This window comes from Arthrobacter alpinus (assembly GCF_900105965.1).
Taxonomy (GTDB): domain Bacteria; phylum Actinomycetota; class Actinomycetes; order Actinomycetales; family Micrococcaceae; genus Specibacter; species Specibacter alpinus.
The window spans coordinates 1,617,746-1,639,783 of the sequence record NZ_FNTV01000001.1; the positions used below are offsets into that span (position 1 = coordinate 1,617,746).

The window sequence follows — 22,038 nt, forward strand, 5'->3', positions numbered from 1 at the left end:
CCTTCCGCGCGGCCGCCCCTGCGCGTAGCATTTAATGCGTCGCCAACCTGTGACAGTATTGCCATGGCCCAGGGTGGAGCTTGTCCAAAGGAGTGCACCATGAGTGCAACAAGCGAGCAACGCAGCGTTCCCGCACCACGCCAGGCTGGGCCCGGGGATGGCAACCGTGCAGCACTGCGGGCAGGCGGCATTGCGGTCATGATCGCCGGGCTCGCGGGCGTCACGTGGTTTGCCTTGGAACTCATGCCCCCGGTCCTCGGCTTCGACGACACCGACAACCCCGCAGTGAGCCTCGATTATCTGCGCCAATATCCGCGGATTTACGCGTTCGCCGGGATCACACTAGTGATCATGGCAATGGCTCTTGTTGTAGCGAGTTTCGCAGTCTCCGACGTGCTTGCACCGCGGACAAACAGCATCACGCGCCGGAGCCTGAGCGCGCTGGGGCTTTTCTCGGCAGCGTTTATCTTCATGCACGGGGTATTGCGCGAGTCGGTGGGGCCGTTGCTCCATATTGACGGATCCAATGGCGGATGGGGCGAGTCCGCCTATCTCACCCTTCAGATGGTGGGGATCCACGGTTTCGCCCAGGCAGGCATAATAACGCTCTCCCTCTGGGCTGTGGGCATTTGTGCCGCCGGGGCCATCTCCCGCACACTTCCTCTGTGGTTGTGCGTCTTGGGTGTGTTCCCCGGTCTCCGCGTCATGATGCTCCTGGCAGGTCCCTTCATGGTGGGCACAACAAGCGATGCGAACCCGGGCGCCCCAGCCAACGGCATGGGCGAGATTCTATGGCTCGGATCCATTGCACTGATCCCTTTGGGAATGCTTTGGTGGCTTGGCCTCGGTGTGGTGCTGTTGCTCAAGTCCCACCACAACCGCCAGCGTGGACCCGTCGATCAGGCCCAGTGAGAACCGCCGGGCGTTCTGTGCGCCCAACACATACTGGAACGAGAACTTGCCCCTGGGGTAGGCTCGGCGCATGAGTCACTGCGCAACGCAGATCGGCGCACGGAGCCGTCCAACGAGAACTTGGTTCATACTGGCTGCCGCTTGTTTCACGACGGCGTTGTCAATGGCCGCCTGCACGCCAGTCCCCCCTGCCCCTGGACAAAGTGGACCGGCGCAGGGTACGTCAGCAGCTACAGCAGGCATCACAAGCGACGTTGCGACAGGACTCGACGCTCCGTGGTCCATGGTTGCGCTCGGCGACGGGCACCTGCTCGTCAGTGAACGCGACTCGGGGCAGATCCTGGACGTCGCCCCCGACGGCGCCAAGCTAGTTGTTGGCACCGTTCCCGGCGTGGTGCATCAGGGCGAGGGCGGCCTGCTGGGCTTGGCTGTGCGGCTGGGTGGCTGTGACGGAAATCCGGAGCCGAACCCGGACACGGGATGCCTGGATGTGTATGCCTACTTCACTTCGGGCAGCGACAACAGGATTGTACGCATGCCACTGCTGGGCGGGGCCGGCCGCCGGAGCCTGGGTGCGCCTACGGTCATTCTTTCCGGCATTGCCAAGGCGGGCAATCACAATGGCGGCCGGCTTGCTTTCGGACCGGACGGCATGCTTTACATATCGTCGGGCGATGCTGGGAACTCCGCCGCAGCCCAGGATCGATCGTCCATGTCGGGAAAGATTCTTCGGCTAACGCCCGACGGCTCAATCCCCGCCGATAATCCGTTCCCCAACAGCCCGGTATGGAGCCTTGGCCACCGGAACGTCCAAGGCATTGCGTGGGACGGTCAGGGCCGCATGTGGGCTTCCGAGTTCGGCCAGAACACCTGGGATGAGCTCAACGAGGTCAAGGCCGGTGCAAACTACGGCTGGCCCGTCGTCGAGGGTATCGGCCCAGATCCCAGCTTCACAAACCCCGTGCTCCAGTGGACCACCGACGAGGCAAGCCCCAGCGGCATCGCGATCTCCGGCACCACGCTCTACATGGCAGCCTTGCGCGGAGAAAGGCTCTGGGTCATCGATCTGGCGGGAACTCCCAGAGCAACCTCAACCCTGGTGGGTGCACTCGGCAGGCTCCGCGACGTGGCTTTAACCGGCGACGGCCGCCTGTACGTTCTCACGAACAATACAGACGGCCGCGGCAACCCGAACGACGGCGACGACAGGATCGTGGCAGTGCCGAAGTAGCCCTGCCGGCGGTGGACCGCCATTTTCCGGCGACTATCCGACGCGCCGGCCGCGGGCGGCCTTTGGCGTCTCCTCTACGTCGCCTACCAAAAATGTCGGACCCGCCGCCGATGTTGCAGCTACACGTTGACGGCTGCCGGCTAGGCGCTGGCCAGTGCCAGGTGCGGAGCCACCAATTCGGCGTAGCGGGCCTTGACGGTGTCGATGACCTCGGTGGACGGCAGTCCCCAGATGTCCTCGTTGAAGATCTCCACCTCAACTACGCCGTTGTAGCCGGCCTCGGCAACCCAGGTGCCGATCGAGGCGAAGTCGATTACGCCGTCGCCCATGAAGCCGCGGGACAGCAGGGCGTCTGCGGCAATGGGCAGGTTGAAGTCGCACACCTGGTAGGAGGCGATGCGGCCCTCGGCACCGGCGCGGGCGATCTGCTCGCGCAAGGAGGGATCCCACCACACATGGAAGGTGTCCACCACAACGCCCACGGCCTCAACGGGGTGAGGCGCGGCGAGGTCCAGGGCCTGGCCCAGGGTGGAGAGCACGGCGCGGTCGGCCGCGTACATGGGGTGCAGAGGTTCCAGTACCAGGCGGACGCCGTGTTCCAGGGCGAAGGGCACCAGCTCGGCGAGGCGGTCGGCCACGCGCTGGCGGGCCAGCACAATGTCCTTGCCACCCACGACGGCGGTTGCGGAGCCGCCGCCGTCAACGGCTCCTGGTGCAACGCTGAAGTCGGGGAGCCCGCCCACCACCATGATGATCTCGGTGGTGCCCAGGGCCTTGGCCTCCAGGATGGCTGCCTTGTTGTCCTCAAGCGCGGCTGCCTGGCCGGCAGGGTCGGCGGCGGTCAGAAAACCGCCGCGGCAAAGGCTGGAAACCTGCAAGCCGGATGCCTTGACCATCCCAACCGCAGTTTCCAGCCCCACTTCGGCAACCTTGTCGCGCCACAGGCCAATGTGCGAAAGCCCCGCGGCAACACTGAGATTCAGGGCTTCGGCAAGCGAGGCCTTCTTGATGGTTGCGGTGTTGATGGACAGCTTGTCGAAGTTGCTCATGCGTCGGCCCCTTCCAGTATTTCCGAGGCGACGCCGGAGGTGTTCAGGAAGCCTGACATGCGTGTCGCGGCAAGCTCCGGGGCAAGCAGGAGACCAGCTGTGTTGGCCAGGCGGAACAGCTTGACCAGGTGGTTGAGGTCGCGTCCGGCGTGCAGCCCGCCGATCATCTGGAAGCCAGGCTGGAAACCGTTGAGCCACGCCAGGAAAGCAATCCCCGTCTTGTAGTAGTACGTGGGCGCCTCGAAGATGTGCAACCCCAAATCCCGGGTGGCATCCAGGATGGCGCGAGCTTCAGCGGGGCGGCCGGCGTCGTACTTCTGCAACGCCGTGGAGGCCGCGGGTGCGATGGCGGCGAAGATGCCCAGCAGTGCGTCGGAGTAGTGCGAACCGTCGCCGTCGATGAGCTCGGGGTAGTTGAAGTCATCCCCCGTGTACAGGCGCACGCCCTCGGGAAGGGACGCGCGCAGCGCAACTTCGTGTCCGGCGTCGAGCAGGGAAACCTTCACACCGTCAACCTTCGTGGCATGCGTCTGAATGAGCTGCTGGAACGTGGCGGTCGCGGCGGCAATGTCGTTGCTGCCCCAGTAGCCTGCCAGGGTGGGATCAAACATGGTGCCCAGCCAGTGCAGGACTACCGGTTCCTTTGCCTCGGAGAGCAGGGTGCCGTAGAGGGCGAGGTAGTCGGCCGGGCCGGATGCAACCTTGGCCAGTGCGCGCGAGGCCATGATGATGACCTTGGCGCCGGAGGCCTCCACGACGGCGATCTGCTCGCGGTAGGCGGCCAGCACGGCCGCAAGGCCTGCTTCTCCGGGCTCCACAGCGGCCGGGTCGAGCTGGTCAGTGCCGGCACCGCAGGCGAGCAGGTCCCGCACCGTGCGTTCCGGCGTCGCGATGAGCGCTGCCTCGGCGGCACTGCGGTTGATGAGCTGCCGGGTGGCGGCCCAATCCAGGCCCATGCCACGCTGCGCCGTGTCCATGGCGTCGGCAATACCCACGCCCCAGCTCCACAGTTCGCGGCGGAACGCCAACGTGGCGTCCCAGTCAATGTCCGCCGGGGCGCCTGGCACGTTGGTGCCCAAGACCTTTGGAGTGACGTGAGCTGCCGCGTAGACCTTGCGGGAGGTGATTAGGGCCGTGGGCTTGCGCCAGGGGCCGGTTTCATTCAAGGTGAGTGCTTCCAACTCGCCGTTCGGGAGTGGAAGGGTCAGCGAGATGCTCATGCTTACAACTCAATTTCGGGGATGTCGAGGGTGCGGCGCTCGGCCGAGGACTGCAGGCCCAGCTCAGCCAGCTGAACGCCGCGTGCTGCGGAGGTCAGGCCAAAGCGGTGTTCGCGGCCGGCAACGGCGTCGCGCAGGAATTCTTCCCACTGCAGCTTGAAGCCGTTGTCCAGGTCGGCGTTGGCGGGAACTTCGGCCCACTGCGCGCGGAAGGATTCGGTGACGGGCAGGTCCGGGTTCCAGACGGGCTTGGGCGTGTGGGCACGCTGCTGGGCCACGCACTTGTTCAAACCGGCGACAGCGGAGCCGTGGGTGCCGTCGATCTGGAATTCCACCAGCTCGTCACGGTACACGCGCACCGCCCAGGAAGAGTTGATCTGTCCAATGACCTGATCTCCGGAGGGGGTTTCGAGCTCGAAGATGCCGTAGGCGGCGTCGTCGGCAGTGGCCGCATATTCCTTGCCCTGCTCGTCCCAACGCGCCGGAATGTGAGTGGCGGTCTTGGCGTTGACGCTCTTGACCTTGCCGATGATGCCTTCAAGCACGTAGTTCCAGTGGCAGAACATGTCGGTGGTCATGCCGCCGCCATCTTCCTTGCGGTAGTTCCAGGAGGGGCGCTGGGCGGCCTGGTGCTCACCTTCGAAGACCCAGTAGCCAAACTCGCCGCGGATGGAGAGGATGCGGCCGAAGAAGCCTTCGTCAACCAGCCGGCGCAGCTTGACCAGGCCGGGCAGGTACAGCTTGTCATGCACAACACCCGCGGTGATGCCGGCTTCCTGGCCGATGCGGGCCAGCTCGATGGCCTCTTCCAGGGTCTCGGCCGTGGGCTTCTCGGTGAAGATGTGCTTGCCGTTGGCCATGGCCTTCTTCAAGGTGGCGGCGCGCAGGCTCGTCATGGAGGCGTCGAACACCACGTCAACTGTGGGGTCGGCTATGACGGCGTCAAGGTCGGTGGACCAGTGCTCAACATTGTGCAGTTCGGCCAGCTCGCGCACCTTGGCCTCGTTGCGACCAATAAGAATCGGCTCAATGGCAACCTTGGTGCCATCTTCCAGGATCAACCCGGAATCTCGCAGCGGCAGGATGGAGCGCAACAGATGCTGGCGGTAGCCCATACGCCCCGTGATGCCATTCATGGCGATTCGAACAACGCGCTTGCCGCTCGCCTGGTTGACGGCTGCGTTGACGGCTGGAGCGGCTTCTGCGGTGGTTGCAGCGGCCTGCTCATTGGTGGCTGTAAGAGTCACTGATATCTCCCGAAAGTTGTAGTAAGCGCTTACCGGACGTACCGGCGTGGCCTGGAATTGGAAAGCGCTTTCCAATATATGCTGAAGTTATCACCGGGTCAAGAGCAAAATGTCACCCCGGACACATTTCGAAAGAGGAACCCTCCGTGCCAGTCAAACTCACCGAAGTTGCCAGGCAAGCCGGCGTGTCGCTGGCGACAGCATCCCGCGTGCTGAACGGTTCAAGCCGTACGCCGGCTGCAGCCATCGCAGACCGCGTCAGGGCAGCGGCGGAGGAACTTGGTTACGTGGCCAACGCTCAGGCGCAAGCCTTGGCAAGGTCTACAACGGGGCTCGTGGGACTCGTTGTTCACGATATTGGTGATCCATATTTTTCGGCCATTGCCCACGGCGTCCAACAGGCAGCCTTGGAATCAAGACATCAGGTTCTTCTGGCCGGAACCGACATCGACGACGGCTCGAACTCCCCGGCGACGCTGAATTGGCTGCCGTCAACGCTTTCATTTCCTACCGCACCGACGCCATCATTCTGGCTGCCTCCCGCCTCATAACTGAAGATCCCCGCCTCACCAAGGCACTGACCCAATACATCAACAACGGTGGCCGAGTCGTGACGCTGGGCCCTTCCGCCATTCCAGAGGCACGGGTGGTCACTATCGCCAACCATGACGGCGCCGCCGAACTTGTTGGCACGCTCTTGGGGCAGGGTGTTCGACGTTTTGTCGTCCTCGCCGGCCCGCATGAGCGCAATACGGCACGGGTCCGCGTTGAAGGTTTCCTGGAGCGTCTGCACCAAGAGGGGCTGGAGCCGGTGGCCGTGGTGCATGGTTCCTTCAACAGCCAGGGCGGCTTCGACTCCACCATGGAATTCTTGAACTCACTGAACTCCCCCGATGCTCAGACCGCAGCATCGCTGACGTCCGACGGCGATTCGCCCCTGTGCTTCCTTGCCGCCAACGACGTCATGGCACTGGGGGCCATGACGGCATTGCGTTCCCGTGGGCTGCGCATCCCCGAGGATGCCCAGGTTGCCGGCTTTGACGATATCCCGACCCTGCGGGACCATTTCCCCGGCCTCACCACCTACCGGCTTCCACTGGAGGAGATCGGTCTGATGGCCGCTCAATTGGCCTTGGCTCCATCGGCTAAACAAGCCTCGGGCGTCACTGGATCGGTGGTTCTGAGGGAAAGCGCCGGCAACCCGGGCACCCTCCCTCGCTAGGGCGTTCAGGCCGCTTCCCCTTCGGGATGGGTGCGGCAGTATTCCTCAATTTCTCGGTTCCGCCGCTCAACAAACTCTTTGTCGTTCATGAGTTCACGCTCTTCTTCAGCGAGGTAGGCCGGTTCGATGGTTTCTGCCGTTCGTTCACTCAAGTCCTCGAGGGATTCGACGATGCTGTCCTTGAGCCATTCGGGATAAACGGGAGGCTGAGTATCTCGAGGCCCGGGCGGGTAGTAGATGCCGGTGGGCGAGGTCCACGCTATGCCAGACTCTGTGGAAAAGGGCGTCCAGCCCCGCAACCGCACCTGCTGCCGGTCAGGGCTTTGGTCCGTTCGATACTCACCATTTCTGGTTCTATCGTCCTTGAGGTGTTTGAGCTGATGGTGACGTTTACAAAGATGCTCAAGATTGTCGTAGACACTTTGGCCGCCTGAGCCAAAGGCCCGAATGTGGTACACCTCGGAGCTTGCGGCCTTGTCCATGCAGCCCGGAAATTCACAGTTTTCATCTCGGATGCGCAGCATGAGCCGCATGGCTGAGGTGATTCGATACGTTTCCGGAGTCAGGTCCAGCGGCACATTGGAGATGGGGTCCGTCAAAACTCGGTAAAAGCTCGACACTCCCGCCGTGAGCCGTTTGGCAACTTCCATGCTGATGGGCCCGGTACCTTCCAGCCAGGCCGGTTCATCTGTTGCTCCGAGAAACGACAGGGCCGGGATCAACAAGACTGGGGTCACCTTTGGCAAAGGGGGCCACACCGGTGCCATGTACGCCGGTGGCTCTCCGCCAACTGCGGAACTCCCCGCCGTGGCAGGGAGGAGGGCCGGAGGCATGGCCTCTGGCCGCCAGCCTGGTTCACCCCAGGGGTCCGGTGCCCTGAACGATGGATCGAAATAATCCGCTTCCTCGCGGCGCGACTGTAGCCAAGAAGGGTAGGTATTCCCAGGGGATTCAGGCTCAGGCTCAGACCAGAACGCTGGCTCACGTTCGCCGAATTCGACGGCTCCATCACCAACCGCAGCAGCTTCAGCATCCATTTCATGGGCGGGAGCAGCACCATCCTCGGGCGGAAGGCCATGAAGCTCCTCCGCCATGACGGCGGGTGCGAAGATCTGGTTCCCTGCCATGCCTTGGTTCAGCAAGAGCGCCGCGGCAACGTCGGCACGCAGTTGCGTCAGCGTGCGTTCCTCGTGAGGGCCTTGGGCTGCCTGGGCGGTTGAGGTGCGTTGATCCCAGATGCTTTCAAGCGTGGGTGCCGGGGCGTACAGGCTCAGCCACGACATACCGTCCTGCCTGCGATTCACCCGCAGGCATCGATCCTCATTGGCTTTTCGGGTCCGGGCCGGAATGGTCTCCGGATGTTGCCGCTCCCGCAGGCGGCGAGCCTTCTCCCTGAAGCTTGGCAACGAGGAACCTTCGGCCTTGGCTGGAAGAGCCGGCTCAAAGGCGTCGATGGTTTCATCTGCAAAGCCCGCTTCACGGAGTAGCTTGGTCTCCTAGGCAATGATGACCGCGCATTCCCAGCCCAGCTCGCCGCTGCTCATATGGCCCAGGGTATTGGGCAGGAGTCGCACGATACTCGTGGCATGCTCAATTAATCGGCTGGCGGCAGACTCGGGGATCAAGAGAATGTTGGCGATTTCTGCGCGGATCGATCTCAACGTCAGCTCGCGCTGCCACCGATCAAAAGCAAGAATGTTGCCTTCGAGCTGCGCAGCCGATTCAAATCGTTCAATCACGACGGCGGCCAGTGCGGCACAGCTGTTTTGGTGTTTCGAGAGCAGGGCTGGCGACTCACCACAGTCGTTTAGGTTCTGCCTTGCAGCATCCAACTGGCTCTCCGGGGCGTGTGGTTCCGAGCTAGTGACGGGAACGCCCGGCAGAGGCAGTGCGGGCAAATGCGACATCGCCACAATGTCAGTGGCGAGTGGTTCGATGGCGGGAAGAGCCAGTTCGGCCAGCAGTTCCGCCTCGGTTGGTGTGGTGGATGAATGGCCCCGTTGCGACAGGAAATTCGCTGAACTGCCCGCATATATTTTCTAGTCAAGCGGGGCAAAGCACAGCCAGGTGCCGCCGTCGACTTTCCAAAAAAGGGAAGGCGACGGCGGCACCTGGCGGGCCAACAGCAACGAGCTGACAGGTGCTCGGAAAATTACCAGCGGTGAGCCACATCGATGACAAAGCGTGTGGTGGTCCCCGGCCCAGCTAAGGTCAAGACGCGGAACGGCAGGCGTGCCCTAACGCCGAGGCCAATCGTGGTGCTGCCTTCAAAACTGCCAGCCATCGCCACCTGTCTGAAGGTTGCATAGCCAGCCGTGTTGACGAGCTCGTTCCGGTTGGCGGGATTGTATGTGGAACTGCCCGTGTAGGAGTTGTAAGCCGGATCATGCACTACCACCACGATGACCGCACCTCCCCGCAGCGGGACAATGTCACCCTTGCCAGGGCTATGGACGGCGTTGACGTATTCCACGTTGTATCCGCTGGCACCTCCGTTGACGTCTACCACCATGCGGTCGAAGCAGTCGTGCCGGCCGGCCCGAACATTGGTGATAGGGGCAATTGAGCCTGTGCCCGCGGACTTGGCCATCGATCCCCAGGTGATGCCGCAGAACGGGGCGGCCTGGGCAGGCGCCGGAGCAACCATGATAAATGCGGCCAGCAACCCCACAATGGCGAGCCACGTCTTAACGATTTTCACGAGAAAGCACCTTCTTTTGGAGATGAAAGAATGCATGGATTTATGGGTATCTCAACCGTAGGACTCGCGGGTTCTGAACGAAATGCTCTGAACAAAACGTGAGCTGAACTGTTACACCTGTTCGCATGGTGTTGTCAACCGTTATGCAGATCTCATTAATTGGCTCGCAGCTACTGTTCGTGACCTTGAATTGGCCGGAGACATGCTCTTGACCCGAACCACTTTTGGGCCTGCAATGGAGATAGGCCCACATTCGCGGGCCCGCACACGCGTCCGGACCGTGCCGCCCGAACGCCGAGCCGGGAGGTGCCGCCATGGTTTTCCTTGTTCTTGCAGTACTTGTTGTACTGACAACGGCGACAACGATGTGGCTCCTCCACGTCCGCGCGCCCCGTGAGAACGATCCCGATTCCATCTTCTGGTATGCCTTCGCGGGATTATGCGTGCTCGCACCCCTGATCCTGATCCCGGTTCAGCACAACAAGCCATCCTCGCTGGCGTTGCTCGGCATTTCGGCCGTAACCGCCACGGCGAGCCACACCCTGCTGCGTCGATACCGGGCTGCGGGCATAGCAAGCATGGTCCGGCAACGCGCCCGCGCAGCCCATGCCACTGTTGCGGCCCAGCACGATTACCTGATCGAACGATGGTGCCGGTATGAGCTTGATCCGGCTCTGGCTATCGATTTCCCGGCCATGTCGGATGTCCGTATTCCCGAAACCGCACGGCTCATCCGCTCGGTTACCGCGGCGGCCCGGCTTCGAACTGCTTTGCCTGATACGTTCGACGCCGTTGACAGCTATCAGCAGGCCGTCGCCGGGCTGCGGCTGGCCTTGGAGACGGCCGAAGAAAATGCTCGCGCCGGAACCCGTGCCGCCTAGCCACCGAAGATCCTCTTAAGGCTTGTTGCTTGGCTCAGGCTTAGTGTTGGGCAGCGTTGCTTCAGGGGTGGGTTGCGGCGCTTCGGTGGTGGCCGGAGCCGTGGGCTCAGCAGTTGCACCTTGCGTGGGTTGTTGCGGCGTTGTCTCCTGCGGCTCAGTTGGGGTAGTTTTCTGCGGTTCAGCCACCACGGGGGCGTCGCCGGGCTTGGGATCGTTGAATCCTGCAACAAGTGCTGCCGTGGGTTGAAGCATGGACGCCGGGGGCTGTGTGAAGGGCGTTGCCACGTAGTTGGGGTTGCTCGCCGCGGCATTCATGACGGCGGCCCACTGGCCGCCTGCCAGATCGGCACCGTCAACGCCGGCGTAATACTTGCCGTTAACGGTGATGTCCTGGTTCACCCACTCGGGTCCGTTGCCCTTGTAGCTACCAAACCATGAGGCGGTGGCAATGCCGCTGGTTGCTCCGACGGTCCAGGTGTCAATGTTCCCGTCGGTTGTACCGGTTTTCGCAAACGCATTGGTTTTGTCGGTCAGGCCAATGTTCCAGCCGGAGCCACGGGTCAGCACGCTCTGGAGGGCGTGGGTGACGCCGGCGGCCACGTCTTCGCTGATGGTGCGTTGGCAGTCTGCCCCGGGAACGGGGTACTTGGTGCCTGCAGCATCGACGACTGAAGAGATGGCGATCGGGTTGCAGCGAATGCCGCCGCTCGCGAAGGTCGCAAAAGCTGTTGCCATATCGATGGGGGCAACGTTTTGGGTACCGATCAAGTTTGCAATATTGGAAAGGTCATAGGGTTTGTTCGTCAGGCCGTCCTTGACGCCGGCTGCGGTAGCCATCTTTTGAATGTTGCAGAAATCCAACGTGGTGGCGGTTTGGAACGTCACGGTGTTAATGGAGTTGTACAGGCCCTCATAGGCGCTCATGGGGTAGTAGTGGTCCGGATCATCGTTGGGCAACAGGAATGAGCCGGCAACAGCCGGATCGTATTCACCCGTGATGTTGCCGCAGCTGTTTTGCCAGTCATAGCCGCTGGGATAGCGGCGGACCGAACCGTCAATGGTTGTCATCATTGAGTGCCCGCTGTTGAGCCATTCGGCAAATATGAATGGCTTGAAGGTTGAACCCGCTTGGAAGCCCCCTGCGCCATGGAGGGTTTCTCCGTTGGCGTCATTGACCGGAAGGGCAAAGTTGCCCATGTAGTTTCCAGGCGCGGCGGCCGGGTCATACACGGTGTTTTGGGCCATTGTCAGAACCTTGCCGGTCCCTGGCTCAACACTCACGATCGAGGCACCTCGCTGGAGTGGATCAGTGGCGCTCATGGTGGCGGCAGCTTGTTCCTGGGCAACCTTTTGCAGGGCCGGGTCAAGCGTTGTTTGGATGGTCAGCCCACCCTGGTAAAGGATTTTTGTCCGCTCCTCGACCGTAGCCCCGAAGGCGGAGTCATTGAGAATAAGTTGCTGGACGTAATCGCAAAAGTACGGTGCATTGGCGGCCGCCGCACAGCCTTGGGCGGACTCGGTGATGTGGAGGTCTAGCGGTGTCTTGATAGCGGCGTCGTACTCGGCTTGACTGATTTTTGTTTGCGAGACCATCTTGGACAGAACGTCGTTGCGGCGGTTAACCACATTCTCAGGCTGGGTGATTGGATCGTAGTACGCGGGCCTGTTCACCACACCGGCAAGGGCCGCCGCCTGCGGCAGGGTGAGGTCCTTGGCGCTCGTGTTGAAGTAGAGCTTTGCTGCGGCTTCAATACCGTATGCACCGTTTCCAAAGTAGATCAGGTTGAGGTATCCGGAGAGGATGTCATCCTTGCTCATTTGTTTCTCGAGCCCAATGGCCAGCTGGATTTCCTTGACCTTGTCGGCCATGGTTTTCTCGACACCGAGCTTGGCTTCATCGCTCTTGCCGTCGGCTACAAGTTCTTCAATGAGAACGTTGTTGACGTATTGCTGGGTGATGGTTGAGGCTCCTTGACGGCTCCCATTCAAGGTCGCCACCAGGGCGCGCATGATGCCGGTCAGGTCAACGCCGCCGTGTTCGTAGAATCTGGAGTCTTCAATGGCCACCACGCCGTCGCGAATGAACGGCGACATATTGTCCAGATCAACAACTTTTCGATCCTGCGCGTAAAGCGTGGCCAGCGTTGTGCCGTCGGATGCCAGGAGCGTAGTTGCCTGCGCCGGCGGTTGTACATCCAGCCCCTTCGGGACCTCTGAAAGAAAGTCGTCCGCGCTCCCCACGGCACCGGTGGCCAGAACTCCGGCAGGAATGAGCAAGGCGGCAACAATGACTCCCACAACACCGCAGACAAGGAACAGGCGGCCCAGTTGTGAAAGGGTGGAGCCGTTTGCTGCGGCACCACCCCGAGCCGAGCGCCCGGCTAAACCGGACCTTTTTGCAGATCGTGTGGCCATGTTACGAATACTCCTCAATACCTTTTCCCGCTGATTTTGTACGTTGTGCGGCAGCTCCTGCCTGATGGCACAAAAATTCCTTTCCAGAATCCTCCTCCAAGATGGGAGTTCTCTGACAGAGCGCCGGAAGATACCTAGGCGCCGAGCAATTCACACGGTCTGGGGCCACGCCCTGGACCCTCAGCTCGCGGCGCACCATGGGCGCAACTGAGGAGCGTAAATGGAACAAATACATGCCGGGTAAATAGCTGCCGCAAACGCGTCGGGGTCGTATGCTCGGGACATGGCTAAATTCTTTGACATCCACCCCGACGATCCGCAGCCCCGCATGGTTAGCCAGGTCGTTGAAACCCTGAAATCTGGCGGACTGATCGCCTACCCTACGGATTCTTGCTACGCACTCGGTGCGCAATTGGGCAACCGCGAGGCCCTGGACCGGATCCGCACCATCCGTCGGCTCGACAAGAAGCACCATTTCACCTTGGTCTGTAAGGATTTTGCCCAGCTGGGCCAATTTGTGATGGTCGACAACGATATTTTTCGAAGCATCAAATCGGTTACACCCGGCCCGTACACCTTCATTCTTCCGGCCACGCAGGAGGTGCCCAAGCGTCTGGCACACCCCAAGAAGAAGACCGTGGGCGTGCGCATCCCCGACAGTAAATTGATTCATGCCATCCTCGAAGAATTGGGCGAGCCCATGCTCTCGAGCACACTCCTGCTGCCCGACGAAGAAGAGCCGCTGACTCAAGGTTGGGAGATCAAGGAAGCACTGGACCACGTAGTTGAAGCGGTCATCGATTCCGGAGATGTGGGCGCCGAGCCCACCACCGTGGTGGATTTCTCCAGCGGATACGCCGAAGTGGTTCGCCGTGGCATGGGTGACACGAGCCGCTTCGAGTAAAAACAGTCCACGTAACCCCAAGAACCAATCGTGGTGACCTCTGGCACTTCGGAGTTCTTGTCGCTACCGTGGGAGCAGGCCGGGACTTTGGGGTCCTGAGTGAAAACCATCGTTGTGTCAGTCGTGAAGGAGTTTCCATGGTCGTCAAGAGAACAGCCCGTGCAGGTTTCACCGTTCCCGGAATGTCCCTGCAGGATGGACATAAGCTTGCGGGGCTGCTGCAGGCCCGACTTCACGCACTCAATGACCTAGCCCTGACTCTCAAGCACGCCCATTGGAATGTTGTGGGCCGTGATTTCATCAGTGTCCACGAGATGCTGGACCCACAGATTGACCTTGTCCGGGCCATGGTCGATGAGACTGCCGAACGCATTGCCACCTTGGGAATCTCCCCGAACGGCCTGCCTGGTGCGCTCGTGGCGGCCCGGCCTTGGGACGACTACTCCATTGGCCGCGCTCACACGTCCGCCCACTTGGCAGCCCTCGATCTGGTCTACAGCGGCTTCCTTAAGAGCCACCGCAAGACCCTGGCCGAAGTTGGTGAACTCGATCCCATTACAGAGGACATGATCATCAATCAGTGCGCCCAGTTGGAGTTGTTCCAATGGTTTATGCGGGCTCACCTAGAGGACGACGCCGGAGACCTCGCCAATGCCGGGAGCAAGACGGAACGGGCCGCTGCCAGCAAGACCAAGCCCTAGCCCTAGCCCGGAGACTGGGACGTCCACGCGCTACATCCGTTTCTTGACCTTGGCTGTGGCGGGCGCTGTCCACGGATCCTCGGGCCAGGGGTGCCTGGGATACCTTCCACGCATCTCTGAACGAACCTGAGCATACGGACCGCTCCAGAACGACGCGAGATCGTCGGTCACCGCAAGTGGCTGGCGCGCGGGTGACAGCAGGTGAAACAATACCTTCACGCGCCCCTTGACCAGCGTGGGTGTTTCGGCCAGGCCAAAACATTCTTGCAGCTTGACCGCAACAATGGGAGGCCCGTCGTCGGACACTGCGGGATAGCCAATGCGGATGTGCGAACCGCTGGGAACTGCCAGCGTTTCCGGAGCGAGCTCCCCCAACTTCGAAGCCTCGGGCCAGGGCAGCAGGCGGCGCAGGGGTTCGATGAGCGCAAGTCCTGACATTGGGCGCCCGGAGGCAACCGCCTCGAGCTCCGGGCCGAGCCAATCGGGCAGGTGTTCCAGAAGTGCCGCATCGCTGACGTCAGGCCATGGCGCACCAAGTTCACGGTGAAGCAGGGCCAGCCGAAGCCGCAGCTCATGGGCCGCGCCGCTCCACGAGAGCACGCCAAGCCCGTCCTTGGCCAGCACCGCCGCCACCGCCTCGCGGCCTTGTGCGGCCGTGGCTTTGACAGGTGTTGAGGCCAAAACAATGGCTCCCAAGCTGCGAACTCTGCGTGCGGACAGCTTTCCATTCTTAAACGTCGCTTCCACCGAGTCGTGGAGCATATGGGCGCCAACATGCTCGGCCAGGTCCAGACTCAGCGGAGCTGCCGCCCGGATAATGGCACCGGTCCCGGCAGCATCGCGCCCCTGCGCCCTGGATGCATCCGCTACGGCGAGCCATTCGTGCCCAGAGAGCGAGCTTCCTGCCGGCAGACCGGCACGGGTTCCCGAGGAGAGCAGATACTGCTGTCCAACAGCGCCCTGGACCCGCCGGGCAATTCGGTCGGGGAACGCGAGTCCGACGACGAATCCCACCACCTCGCCCGCCGAAACCTCGGGAGTGGCTGTCGGGGCAAGAGTGGAACGTTGCGGACGCGAAGCGCGGTTGTCCTTGCCAACAAGCCCCGCAAGACGGCGCACCTCTTGTTGCCAACGCCGGGCACCGGGATCGCGTCCGGAACGCAGTGCTGAAAGCAGTGCCGTCAGATCCGCTCCCTGAGCCCGCCCGTCACCGGCGACCACGGCCACAATCTCTGCTGCTGTTTTTCTATCAAGCACCGCCGCACCGTCAAGAAGCGCGCGGGCCAGCCGGGGATCTGCCGGAATCTCCGCCAAGGTACGACCCAGGGCTGTCGCGTGTCCCCGGTCGTCGATGGCACCCAATTCGGACAGGACGGTGACGGCGGCGGCCATGGCCGGCGCAGGTGGCGGTTCCGGCAATCGCAGGCCCTCCCCGCCCGGAGCTCCCCAGCAGGCGAGCATGAGGGCACCGGCGCTGAGATCGGCAACTGCAATTTCTGGCATGGGGTGGGCGGGGGCAGCGGCAAAGGTCTTTTGCTCGTAGCACCGCACAACTGTCCCCGGGCCGAGGCGCGCGGCACGGCCGGCGCGCTGATCGGACGAGGCCCGGGATGTGGAAACCGTCACCAGGCCGGTCATGCCGCGGGCGCCGTCGCGGCGAGGTTCGCGGGAAAGTCCGGAATCAATCACCAGCCGGACGCCTGGCACCGTGAGCGAGGATTCGGCAAGGGAGGTGGAGACGATGATGCGCGGGAGGCCGCCGGGTTCACGGGCGGACACGGCGCGGTCTTGTTCCAGTGCGGAGACTTGGCCGTGCAGCTCAAGAATTTCCGTGCCCGATCCCCCGAACGCAAGCGCGAGGCAATGTGCCCCACTTCCCACGCACCCGGGGCAAACACGAGGGCGTCGACGTCGGGGTTATCCATAAGTGCCGCCGCGTGGGCTGCGGCTGCGGTATCTGCCACGTGGTTTAGGAAGGCCCGGGAGATGCCGCGTTCATCCATGCGCGGCTGGGCCGACGGCGCCCATCTCACCTCAAGGGGGAAGAGCGCGGACGGGCAGTCGATCACGGGAGCGTCATTCTCACCGTCGTCCATGGACAGCAGGTGTGCAAAGCGGGCGGCGTCCAGAGTTGCGGACATGGCCAGCAGCGTCAGGTCGCCACGCAGTTGCTGGACCTCGGCAAGCATGCCGAGCAGGAGATCGGTGTCGAGGCCACGTTCGTGCACCTCGTCCAACACGACGGCGGACACGCCTTCCAGTCCGGGGTCTCGCAAGAGGCGGCGCAGCAGGATTCCTGGCGTGAGGAACTCGACGATGGTTTCTGGACTGCTGTGGCTTTCACCTCGAACGATGTAGCCAACTTTGGTGCCCAAGGCCGAGCCATCGAGCATGGCCAGACGGCGCGCAGCGGAGCGGACGGCAACCCGCCGGGGTTGGGTCACAAGGACTTTGCGGCTGGCGCTGCCAGTGGGATTGAGGATATTCGCCACGAGGGGCGGCACGAGCGTTGTTTTGCCTGTGCCGGGGGGAGCCTGGACAACGGCCGCCGAGCCTGCAGTGGAGCTGAGCAACCCTGCCAGCTCGGGCAGGGACTGAGCAAAAACCAGTCCCTGCCCGAGAACGGCAAGGTCAAAGGGACCGCGCGGATGTTTCACCACGGCGGTTGCTTGCACGGAAATTAGCCGATCTGCAATTCGCCCATGCTGTCCCAGTCGCTGCCGTCAACCTTGCGGGAGACAATCTTCGGCGTTGAAACGAGAGCCGGGCGCATGGAATCCATCCCCGCCGCAAAGTGTGCGCTTGAGACGTGGGTGCCTGCCGCGTCATCGTCCAGGAATGCCTCTACAAGGACGAACTCGTTGAGGTTTTCCACGCTGCGTGACCAGTCGAACCAGAGGTTGCCGGGTTCGGCGCGGGTTGCCTCGGTGAAGGGCTTAACCAGCTCCATGAAAGTTTCGGAGGCATCGGGCTTGACTTGAAATTTAACAACAATGAAATACATGTTCCCAGTTTACCGTCCATCTTGTTCCGATTTGCTTGGTCCTTACCAGCCGCGTTCGCGCCACTCGGGAAGGGACGGGCGTTCCGCGCCAAGGGTTGTTGCATCACCGTGACCGGGCAGGACGATTGCCTCATCCCCATATGCTGCGAACAGGCGCTCCTGGACGTCGTCGAGCAGTTGGGTAAAACGTTTCGGGTCCTTGTCCGTGTTGCCTACACCGCCGGGGAAGAGGGAGTCTCCGCTGAAGATCAGAGTCTTGCCGTTCCCGGCCTCCTGAACCGTGTCTTCACGCAAGACATAGGCCATGGAACCAGGGGTGTGCCCACGCAGGTGAGTGGTTGCCAGTTTAATGCCCGGGACCTCCAAGGTGCCAGCATTGTGCAAAGCATGGCCGATCAGCACACCGGCTTCGGCATCGATCCCGGCAATGTCATCGGCTCCGGCGGCCGTGGGTGCTCCGGACTGGCCTGCGAGGGCGGCCAAGGCACGTACGTGGTCCCAATGCTGGTGGGTTGTGGCGATCATGGCCAATTTGGTGGGAACGATCGCGTCGCCGGCCGCATCCGCCAGCAAGACATTGATGGCAGGAAGGTCATCCGCTGCGTCAATGAGGATCTGGGCACCTGTGGTCTTTGAAGTGATCAAATACACGTTGTTGTACATGGCGGAGACAACCAAACGGCGGACCGTGTGCGCGGACAGGTCATGGATCAGCGAGGATTGAACAGTCATTGGTACAGCCTAGCGCTGTGCCCACCTTCCGAGTTCAAGGACAATGCCTCATGATCACCCTCGCTGATGTAGAGCTGGCCGCGGCCCGTATTGCCGGGCAAGTGCGCCGCACCCCGGTGATGAAACTAGATTCGGCCCACTCCCCCGGCCAGGTATGGCTTAAGTGCGAATTTTTACAAAAGACGGGCACGTTTAAGGTTCGCGGCGCCTTCAACCGAGTGCTGAGCGCCCAGGAACGTGGCGAGATTGACCCCAGCGTTGGTATTGCCGTGGCCTCGGGAGGCAACGCTGGCTTGGCCAACGCGTATGCGGCCGCTGAGCTGGGAGTTCCCGCAACCGTCTTTGTGCCGTTGTCCTCCCCCGCTGTGAAGGTGGCCAAGCTCCGTGCTGCCGGAGCCACCGTGGTGCAGGACGGCGCCCAATATGCCGATGCGTTTGAGTTGGCCATGGCGTTCGTGGCCGAGACCGGTGCGCTCTACTGTCACGCCTACGATCAGATCGAGATCGCGTCCGGGGCAGGCACCATTGGAATTGAACTCTTGGAACAGCTGGGCGCGGTGGACACTGTGCTGGTTGCCGTGGGCGGCGGTGGCCTCATGGCCGGTGTTGCCGCCGCATTGGAGGGACGCGCCCAGACTGTTGCCGTGGAACCCAGCAATGCGCCGAGCCTGCACGCCGCCATTGCCGCGGGTAAGCCCGTGGACGTGGAGGTATCAGGCATCGCCGCCGATTCCCTGGGCGCGCGCAAGATCGGTGCCATTGGTTTTGATGTTGCCGTGCGCACGGGCGTTCGTAGCCTGCTGGTGAATGACGAGCAGATTATCGCGGCCAGGACGTTCCTTTGGGAGAACTACCGGATCGCGTTGGAACATGGCGCGGCGGCGGCCTTTGCTGCCCTCCATGCCGGGGTGTACGTGCCTGCCGTGGATGAGCGTGTTGCCGTGATCCTGTGCGGGGCCAATACCGATCCTGCAGGGCTGTAAGCCCACAACAAAGGCCGACGGCGGCGCACCCCTGGAGAACGAGGGGTGCGCCGCCGTCGGCCTTTCAAATACCAGGGCTACTCGGCTGGCTCGAGTTCCTCGGGAGCCACGGCGGGCGCCGGATCCGCCGCCTTGGAACCGCCCACAACGCCCTGCAACAGGGCAATGATGTCCAGACCGGTCTGGTCCTTGATCAGCTGGGTGGTTTGCTGAACGCCATTGGAGACGTTCTTGCTCAACTGGCTTGCGCCGTCGTTGGAGATGACTGTCATGTCCTTGATGGCGGCCATGGGGGCGGCCACCTCGCGAGCCATGGCCGGGAGCACTTCCAGGACCTTGCTCAGGATGGCCGCCTCGTTGAACTTCTCGTAGGCTTCGGCCTGGGCCGCGATACCGGCAGCCTCCGCCAATCCCTTGGCCTGTGTGGAGTCGGCCTCGGCTTGTCCACGAGTCTTGATGACGGACGCGTCAGCGTTGCCTCGGGCAGTGTTGGCCGCGGCGTCGGCCTCAGCAGCAACCCTGTCGCCCTCGGCCGTGAGCTTGCGCTTGGCGAGTTCCACGGTGGCTTCGATCTCCGCGGCCTCGGAGGCTCGGCGTCGTTCCTCAAGCTTTGCATCAGCCTGCTGAATCAAGCGGTACTTCTCGGCGTCCGCGGGCTTGCGAACCTCGGTGTCGAGCTCGCGTTCACGCAGCTCGGCGCGGCGCAGGGCCACCTGCTGGTCGCGGATGATGACCTGCTCGTTTTGTTCCGCTGCGGCCAGCGGGCCGGCAGCATCTGCGCGGGCCTGGCGGGCGTCCGCTTCTTCCTTGAGTTCGGCGCGCTTGATGATCAGCTGCTGCTGGGCCAGCGCCACCTGCTCGTCGGCGAGGGCCTTGGCCTGCTCCGCCTCCTGGAGGAACTGGGCCTCGGCAATCTTCGCGTTCTTCTCCGCCAAGGCAGCCTCAGGGCGGCCCAAGTTGATGAGGTAGCCGGAGTCATCATCCACGGACTGAATCTGGAAGGTGTCGATCTCCAGACCCTGGTTGTGCATGGAGTGCTCGGCTTCTTCCTTGACGCTCTTGGCGAAGGTGGCACGGTCCTTGATGATGGATTCCACGGTCAGTGTTCCCACGATGGACCGCAGCGAACCGGACAGGGTCTCCTGCGTGTAGTGATCGATCGCGTCTTGCTGGTTGAGGAAACGCTGGGCGGCCTTGCGAACCGAATCGGCGTCGCCACCAACCTTGACCTGCGCCACGCCCGTGAGGTGCAGCTTGATGCCGTTTTGCGAGATGGCCTCAATCTTCAAGGCCACCTGGCGCGAAGCGAGCGAGAGCGGGTACGCCCGCTGCGTGAAGGGATTGATAAAAATTCGGCCAAATACAACCCGCTGGCTGTTCGGATCCGGCTGGGACTTGTTGTCCTTGGAGGAGATCACCAGGGCCTGGTCGGGGCTGGCAATATGCAGGGCCATGCGGGAGATGACGGCGCCGATGACGACGATCACCAACAGCACCGCTGCACCAATGATCACGGGAATCAGTGACAGTAACATGAGACCTTTCGGGTTTCACGGCGGCCTCTTCGGGATTGCAAGCCCGCCTGGTTACCTTAGAGCCTACGGAATCTGAGCGAAATATCCATATGATGGCGTAATAGTTGGTACAAAGTCGGCACAAACGCCGGGGTTTTCACCCCGGACTGCGTTGCGCTGCTAGGGTGCCATGCCGGCGTGAACGGGGACCACGTCTACGCCATTTCGCCGGTGAATTCTTGGGTCGTTGCGCTTGAATCCCTTGGCATCCAAATTGTTCCCGAGGCGGAATGCGGCCAGGGACTCGTCGTAGATCTCATTCATGCGCCGGCCCGTGTATTCGCCCACGGTTCCGTCGGTGAAGGTGATGGAGATGAGGGTCTTGGCCGGGAAGTGCCGGCTCATGCGCACGAACCCATCGTTGTCTTGCTTCAGTTCAATCATGGAGCTTCCGCCTCGCTTGGCGCACGTCTCATGGCAATGGACATGCTGTTGTGTGGCCCCGAATCGTCAGCGGGGTGAAACCCAAGGTTCTCACAAAGAGTGCCAGCAAGCGCATTCTCCAACGCGATGCCTGATCCACCATGACCAACCCAGTACAAATTTCGGATGCTCGGCTTTTCGCAAGCCGCGTTTTGGTCGAACCCCAAACAACCGGACCGACACAAAGACCCGCCTTCAGGCACCGTTGAGGGGTCCTTGAATGCGGGTCCCTGCGCGGCCCAGATTTCACAAAGGTCTCCGCCAGGCATCCTGCAATCTACTGCAGGCGCTTGCGCACCATTTCCGAAACTGCCTTGCCATCAAAGCGGCCGGCGATTTCAGCCGTAATGGGCTTCATGGCCAAGCCCATTTGCTTCATGGACAACTTCCCCTGGTCCGCCTCAAGCGCGGTGATGATGGAATCCACAATGCCTTCAGCTTCTTCTGCGTTCAAGGGCTTGGGCAGGTAGGCCTCGATGACCTCGGCTTCGGCGATTTCAGCGACGGCTCGCTCTGCCTCCCCGGCCTCGGTGTAGATGCCGGCCGTGTCACGGCGCTTGGCGGCCTCTTTTTGCAGGAGCGTGATGACCTGCGCGTCATCGAAGTCAACAGGAGTCTTGCCGCCCTTTTCACGCGTCTCGATTTCACCCAAGACATTTCGGACAGTTGTCAGGGCAATCTTGTTGCCTGCCTTCATGTGCGCGACGACGTCCGTCTTGAGCTGCTGCTTTAGCGTGGACATGTATTCCCCTAAATCTGGTAAATGCTTCAGCCTTGTGGCCATTGCCGCCAATTATCCTCCTATTCGCCGCTCCCCCGGTCCGGACGACGTCGACAGC

Annotated in this window: 20 protein-coding genes and 1 pseudogene; 8 read left to right on the forward strand and 13 right to left on the reverse strand. The window is 62.1% G+C overall.

All coding sequences use genetic code 11. The annotated features are described in order from the left end of the window. Positions 1 to 99: 99 nt before the first annotated feature. Both BLV41_RS07610 and BLV41_RS07615 read left to right on the forward strand, forming a co-directional pair. Complete coding sequence (locus BLV41_RS07610) at positions 100 to 912, forward strand: hypothetical protein (RefSeq protein ID WP_074711226.1); 813 nt, start codon at positions 100 to 102, stop codon at positions 910 to 912. 163 nt (positions 913 to 1,075) lie between these two features. Next, positions 1,076 to 2,143, forward strand: a complete 1,068-nt coding sequence (locus tag BLV41_RS07615) for a PQQ-dependent sugar dehydrogenase (protein WP_280138643.1) — start codon at positions 1,076 to 1,078, stop codon at positions 2,141 to 2,143. 140 nt (positions 2,144 to 2,283) lie between these two features. Here BLV41_RS07615 and BLV41_RS07620 read toward each other — a convergent pair whose 3' ends face one another. From BLV41_RS07620 to BLV41_RS07630, 3 genes are read right to left on the reverse strand one after another with little or no spacing between them, the layout of a single operon-like run. After that, entirely contained in the window at positions 2,284 to 3,192 is a 909-nt protein-coding gene (locus BLV41_RS07620; RefSeq protein WP_074711228.1) for a sugar phosphate isomerase/epimerase family protein, read from the reverse strand. Beyond that, the gene (locus BLV41_RS07625) at positions 3,189 to 4,412 is read right to left on the reverse strand and encodes a dihydrodipicolinate synthase family protein (protein WP_083360651.1); all 1,224 of its coding nucleotides are present in this window, start codon (positions 4,410 to 4,412) and stop codon (positions 3,189 to 3,191) included. Before BLV41_RS07625 ends, BLV41_RS07620 begins: the two co-directional genes overlap by 4 nt. Before the next feature lie 2 nt (positions 4,413 to 4,414). Continuing rightward, entirely contained in the window at positions 4,415 to 5,548 is a 1,134-nt protein-coding gene (locus tag BLV41_RS07630; protein ID WP_074713181.1) for a Gfo/Idh/MocA family protein, read from the reverse strand. Positions 5,549 to 5,805: 257 nt separating this feature from the next. On the opposite strand from BLV41_RS07630, the gene BLV41_RS22285 reads away from it, so the two are divergent. Both BLV41_RS22285 and BLV41_RS07635 read left to right on the forward strand, forming a co-directional pair. Continuing rightward, positions 5,806 to 6,210: a LacI family DNA-binding transcriptional regulator gene (locus BLV41_RS22285; RefSeq protein WP_211481612.1), complete on the forward strand. Its 405-nt coding sequence runs from the start codon at positions 5,806 to 5,808 to the stop codon at positions 6,208 to 6,210. Beyond that, complete coding sequence (locus tag BLV41_RS07635) at positions 6,141 to 6,881, forward strand: LacI family DNA-binding transcriptional regulator (RefSeq protein WP_211481613.1); 741 nt, start codon at positions 6,141 to 6,143, stop codon at positions 6,879 to 6,881. Before BLV41_RS22285 ends, BLV41_RS07635 begins: the two co-directional genes overlap by 70 nt. Positions 6,882 to 6,886: 5 nt before the next feature. On the opposite strand, the gene BLV41_RS07640 is transcribed toward BLV41_RS07635, so the two are convergent. The 3 genes from BLV41_RS07640 to BLV41_RS07650 all read right to left on the reverse strand — a co-directional run bounded on the left by BLV41_RS07640 (position 6,887) and on the right by BLV41_RS07650 (position 9,582). Then, a complete protein-coding gene (locus tag BLV41_RS07640) occupies positions 6,887 to 8,287 on the reverse strand; it encodes an HNH endonuclease signature motif containing protein (RefSeq protein WP_139244243.1) in 1,401 nt (466 codons plus the stop codon). Positions 8,288 to 8,377: 90 nt separating this feature from the next. Then, positions 8,378 to 8,788: a hypothetical protein gene (locus tag BLV41_RS07645; protein ID WP_074711230.1), complete on the reverse strand. Its 411-nt coding sequence runs from the start codon at positions 8,786 to 8,788 to the stop codon at positions 8,378 to 8,380. Between the two features lie 245 nt (positions 8,789 to 9,033). Continuing rightward, positions 9,034 to 9,582: an AMIN-like domain-containing (lipo)protein gene (locus tag BLV41_RS07650; protein WP_074711231.1), complete on the reverse strand. Its 549-nt coding sequence runs from the start codon at positions 9,580 to 9,582 to the stop codon at positions 9,034 to 9,036. Between the two features lie 314 nt (positions 9,583 to 9,896). Between BLV41_RS07650 and BLV41_RS07655 the strand changes: the two genes are divergently transcribed. Beyond that, positions 9,897 to 10,463: a hypothetical protein gene (locus BLV41_RS07655; protein WP_074711232.1), complete on the forward strand. Its 567-nt coding sequence runs from the start codon at positions 9,897 to 9,899 to the stop codon at positions 10,461 to 10,463. 15 nt (positions 10,464 to 10,478) lie between these two features. On the opposite strand, the gene BLV41_RS07660 is transcribed toward BLV41_RS07655, so the two are convergent. Continuing rightward, complete coding sequence (locus BLV41_RS07660; RefSeq protein ID WP_083360652.1) at positions 10,479 to 12,878, reverse strand: transglycosylase domain-containing protein; 2,400 nt, start codon at positions 12,876 to 12,878, stop codon at positions 10,479 to 10,481. A gap of 283 nt (positions 12,879 to 13,161) precedes the next feature. Here BLV41_RS07660 and BLV41_RS07665 point away from each other — a divergent pair, with 283 nt between their 5' ends. After that, the gene (locus BLV41_RS07665; protein WP_074711233.1) at positions 13,162 to 13,782 is read left to right on the forward strand and encodes an L-threonylcarbamoyladenylate synthase; all 621 of its coding nucleotides are present in this window, start codon (positions 13,162 to 13,164) and stop codon (positions 13,780 to 13,782) included. Positions 13,783 to 13,919: 137 nt separating this feature from the next. Then, on the forward strand, positions 13,920 to 14,483 hold the full coding sequence (locus tag BLV41_RS07670) for a Dps family protein (RefSeq protein ID WP_044572057.1): 564 nt from the start codon (positions 13,920 to 13,922) through the stop codon (positions 14,481 to 14,483). Between the two features lie 30 nt (positions 14,484 to 14,513). Here the strand turns inward: BLV41_RS07670 and hrpB are convergent. The 3 genes and pseudogenes from hrpB to BLV41_RS07685 all read right to left on the reverse strand — a co-directional run bounded on the left by hrpB (position 14,514) and on the right by BLV41_RS07685 (position 18,219). After that, a pseudogene (gene hrpB, locus BLV41_RS07675) lies at positions 14,514 to 17,158 on the reverse strand (ATP-dependent helicase HrpB). Between the two features lie 5 nt (positions 17,159 to 17,163). Beyond that, positions 17,164 to 17,487, reverse strand: a complete 324-nt coding sequence (locus BLV41_RS07680; protein ID WP_074711234.1) for a putative quinol monooxygenase — start codon at positions 17,485 to 17,487, stop codon at positions 17,164 to 17,166. A gap of 42 nt (positions 17,488 to 17,529) precedes the next feature. Then, positions 17,530 to 18,219, reverse strand: a complete 690-nt coding sequence (locus BLV41_RS07685; RefSeq protein WP_074711235.1) for an MBL fold metallo-hydrolase — start codon at positions 18,217 to 18,219, stop codon at positions 17,530 to 17,532. 50 nt (positions 18,220 to 18,269) lie between these two features. Here BLV41_RS07685 and BLV41_RS07690 point away from each other — a divergent pair, with 50 nt between their 5' ends. Next, entirely contained in the window at positions 18,270 to 19,202 is a 933-nt protein-coding gene (locus BLV41_RS07690) for a threonine/serine dehydratase (RefSeq protein WP_074711236.1), read from the forward strand. A 77-nt stretch (positions 19,203 to 19,279) separates the two neighbouring features. Here BLV41_RS07690 and BLV41_RS07695 read toward each other — a convergent pair whose 3' ends face one another. The 3 genes from BLV41_RS07695 to BLV41_RS07705 all read right to left on the reverse strand — a co-directional run bounded on the left by BLV41_RS07695 (position 19,280) and on the right by BLV41_RS07705 (position 21,941). Then, a complete protein-coding gene (locus BLV41_RS07695; RefSeq protein ID WP_074711237.1) occupies positions 19,280 to 20,737 on the reverse strand; it encodes a flotillin family protein in 1,458 nt (485 codons plus the stop codon). Positions 20,738 to 20,896: 159 nt separating this feature from the next. After that, positions 20,897 to 21,160 carry a hypothetical protein gene (locus tag BLV41_RS07700; RefSeq protein WP_044572047.1) on the reverse strand — a complete coding sequence of 88 codons (264 nt, stop codon included), beginning with the start codon at positions 21,158 to 21,160 and terminating at the stop codon, positions 20,897 to 20,899. A gap of 316 nt (positions 21,161 to 21,476) precedes the next feature. After that, positions 21,477 to 21,941 carry a GatB/YqeY domain-containing protein gene (locus BLV41_RS07705; protein ID WP_074711238.1) on the reverse strand — a complete coding sequence of 155 codons (465 nt, stop codon included), beginning with the start codon at positions 21,939 to 21,941 and terminating at the stop codon, positions 21,477 to 21,479. Between the last annotated feature and the right edge of the window lie 97 nt (positions 21,942 to 22,038).

Coding starts and splice junctions, on each gene's coding strand:
- BLV41_RS07610 (WP_074711226.1), top strand. CDS start 100: ATGAGTGCAACAAGCGAGCAACGCAGCGTTCCCGCACCACGCCAGGCT.
- BLV41_RS07615 (WP_280138643.1), top strand. CDS start 1,076: ATGGCCGCCTGCACGCCAGTCCCCCCTGCCCCTGGACAAAGTGGACCG.
- BLV41_RS07620 (WP_074711228.1), bottom strand. CDS start 3,192: ATGAGCAACTTCGACAAGCTGTCCATCAACACCGCAACCATCAAGAAG.
- BLV41_RS07625 (WP_083360651.1), bottom strand. CDS start 4,412: ATGAGCATCTCGCTGACCCTTCCACTCCCGAACGGCGAGTTGGAAGCA.
- BLV41_RS07630 (WP_074713181.1), bottom strand. CDS start 5,548: ATGAATGGCATCACGGGGCGTATGGGCTACCGCCAGCATCTGTTGCGC.
- BLV41_RS07645 (WP_074711230.1), bottom strand. CDS start 8,788: ATGTCGCATTTGCCCGCACTGCCTCTGCCGGGCGTTCCCGTCACTAGC.
- BLV41_RS07655 (WP_074711232.1), top strand. CDS start 9,897: ATGGTTTTCCTTGTTCTTGCAGTACTTGTTGTACTGACAACGGCGACA.
- BLV41_RS07660 (WP_083360652.1), bottom strand. CDS start 12,878: ATGGCCACACGATCTGCAAAAAGGTCCGGTTTAGCCGGGCGCTCGGCT.
- BLV41_RS07665 (WP_074711233.1), top strand. CDS start 13,162: ATGGCTAAATTCTTTGACATCCACCCCGACGATCCGCAGCCCCGCATG.
- BLV41_RS07670 (WP_044572057.1), top strand. CDS start 13,920: ATGGTCGTCAAGAGAACAGCCCGTGCAGGTTTCACCGTTCCCGGAATG.
- BLV41_RS07680 (WP_074711234.1), bottom strand. CDS start 17,487: ATGTATTTCATTGTTGTTAAATTTCAAGTCAAGCCCGATGCCTCCGAA.
- BLV41_RS07685 (WP_074711235.1), bottom strand. CDS start 18,219: ATGACTGTTCAATCCTCGCTGATCCATGACCTGTCCGCGCACACGGTC.
- BLV41_RS07690 (WP_074711236.1), top strand. CDS start 18,270: ATGATCACCCTCGCTGATGTAGAGCTGGCCGCGGCCCGTATTGCCGGG.
- BLV41_RS07695 (WP_074711237.1), bottom strand. CDS start 20,737: ATGTTACTGTCACTGATTCCCGTGATCATTGGTGCAGCGGTGCTGTTG.
- BLV41_RS07700 (WP_044572047.1), bottom strand. CDS start 21,160: ATGATTGAACTGAAGCAAGACAACGATGGGTTCGTGCGCATGAGCCGG.
- BLV41_RS07705 (WP_074711238.1), bottom strand. CDS start 21,941: ATGTCCACGCTAAAGCAGCAGCTCAAGACGGACGTCGTCGCGCACATG.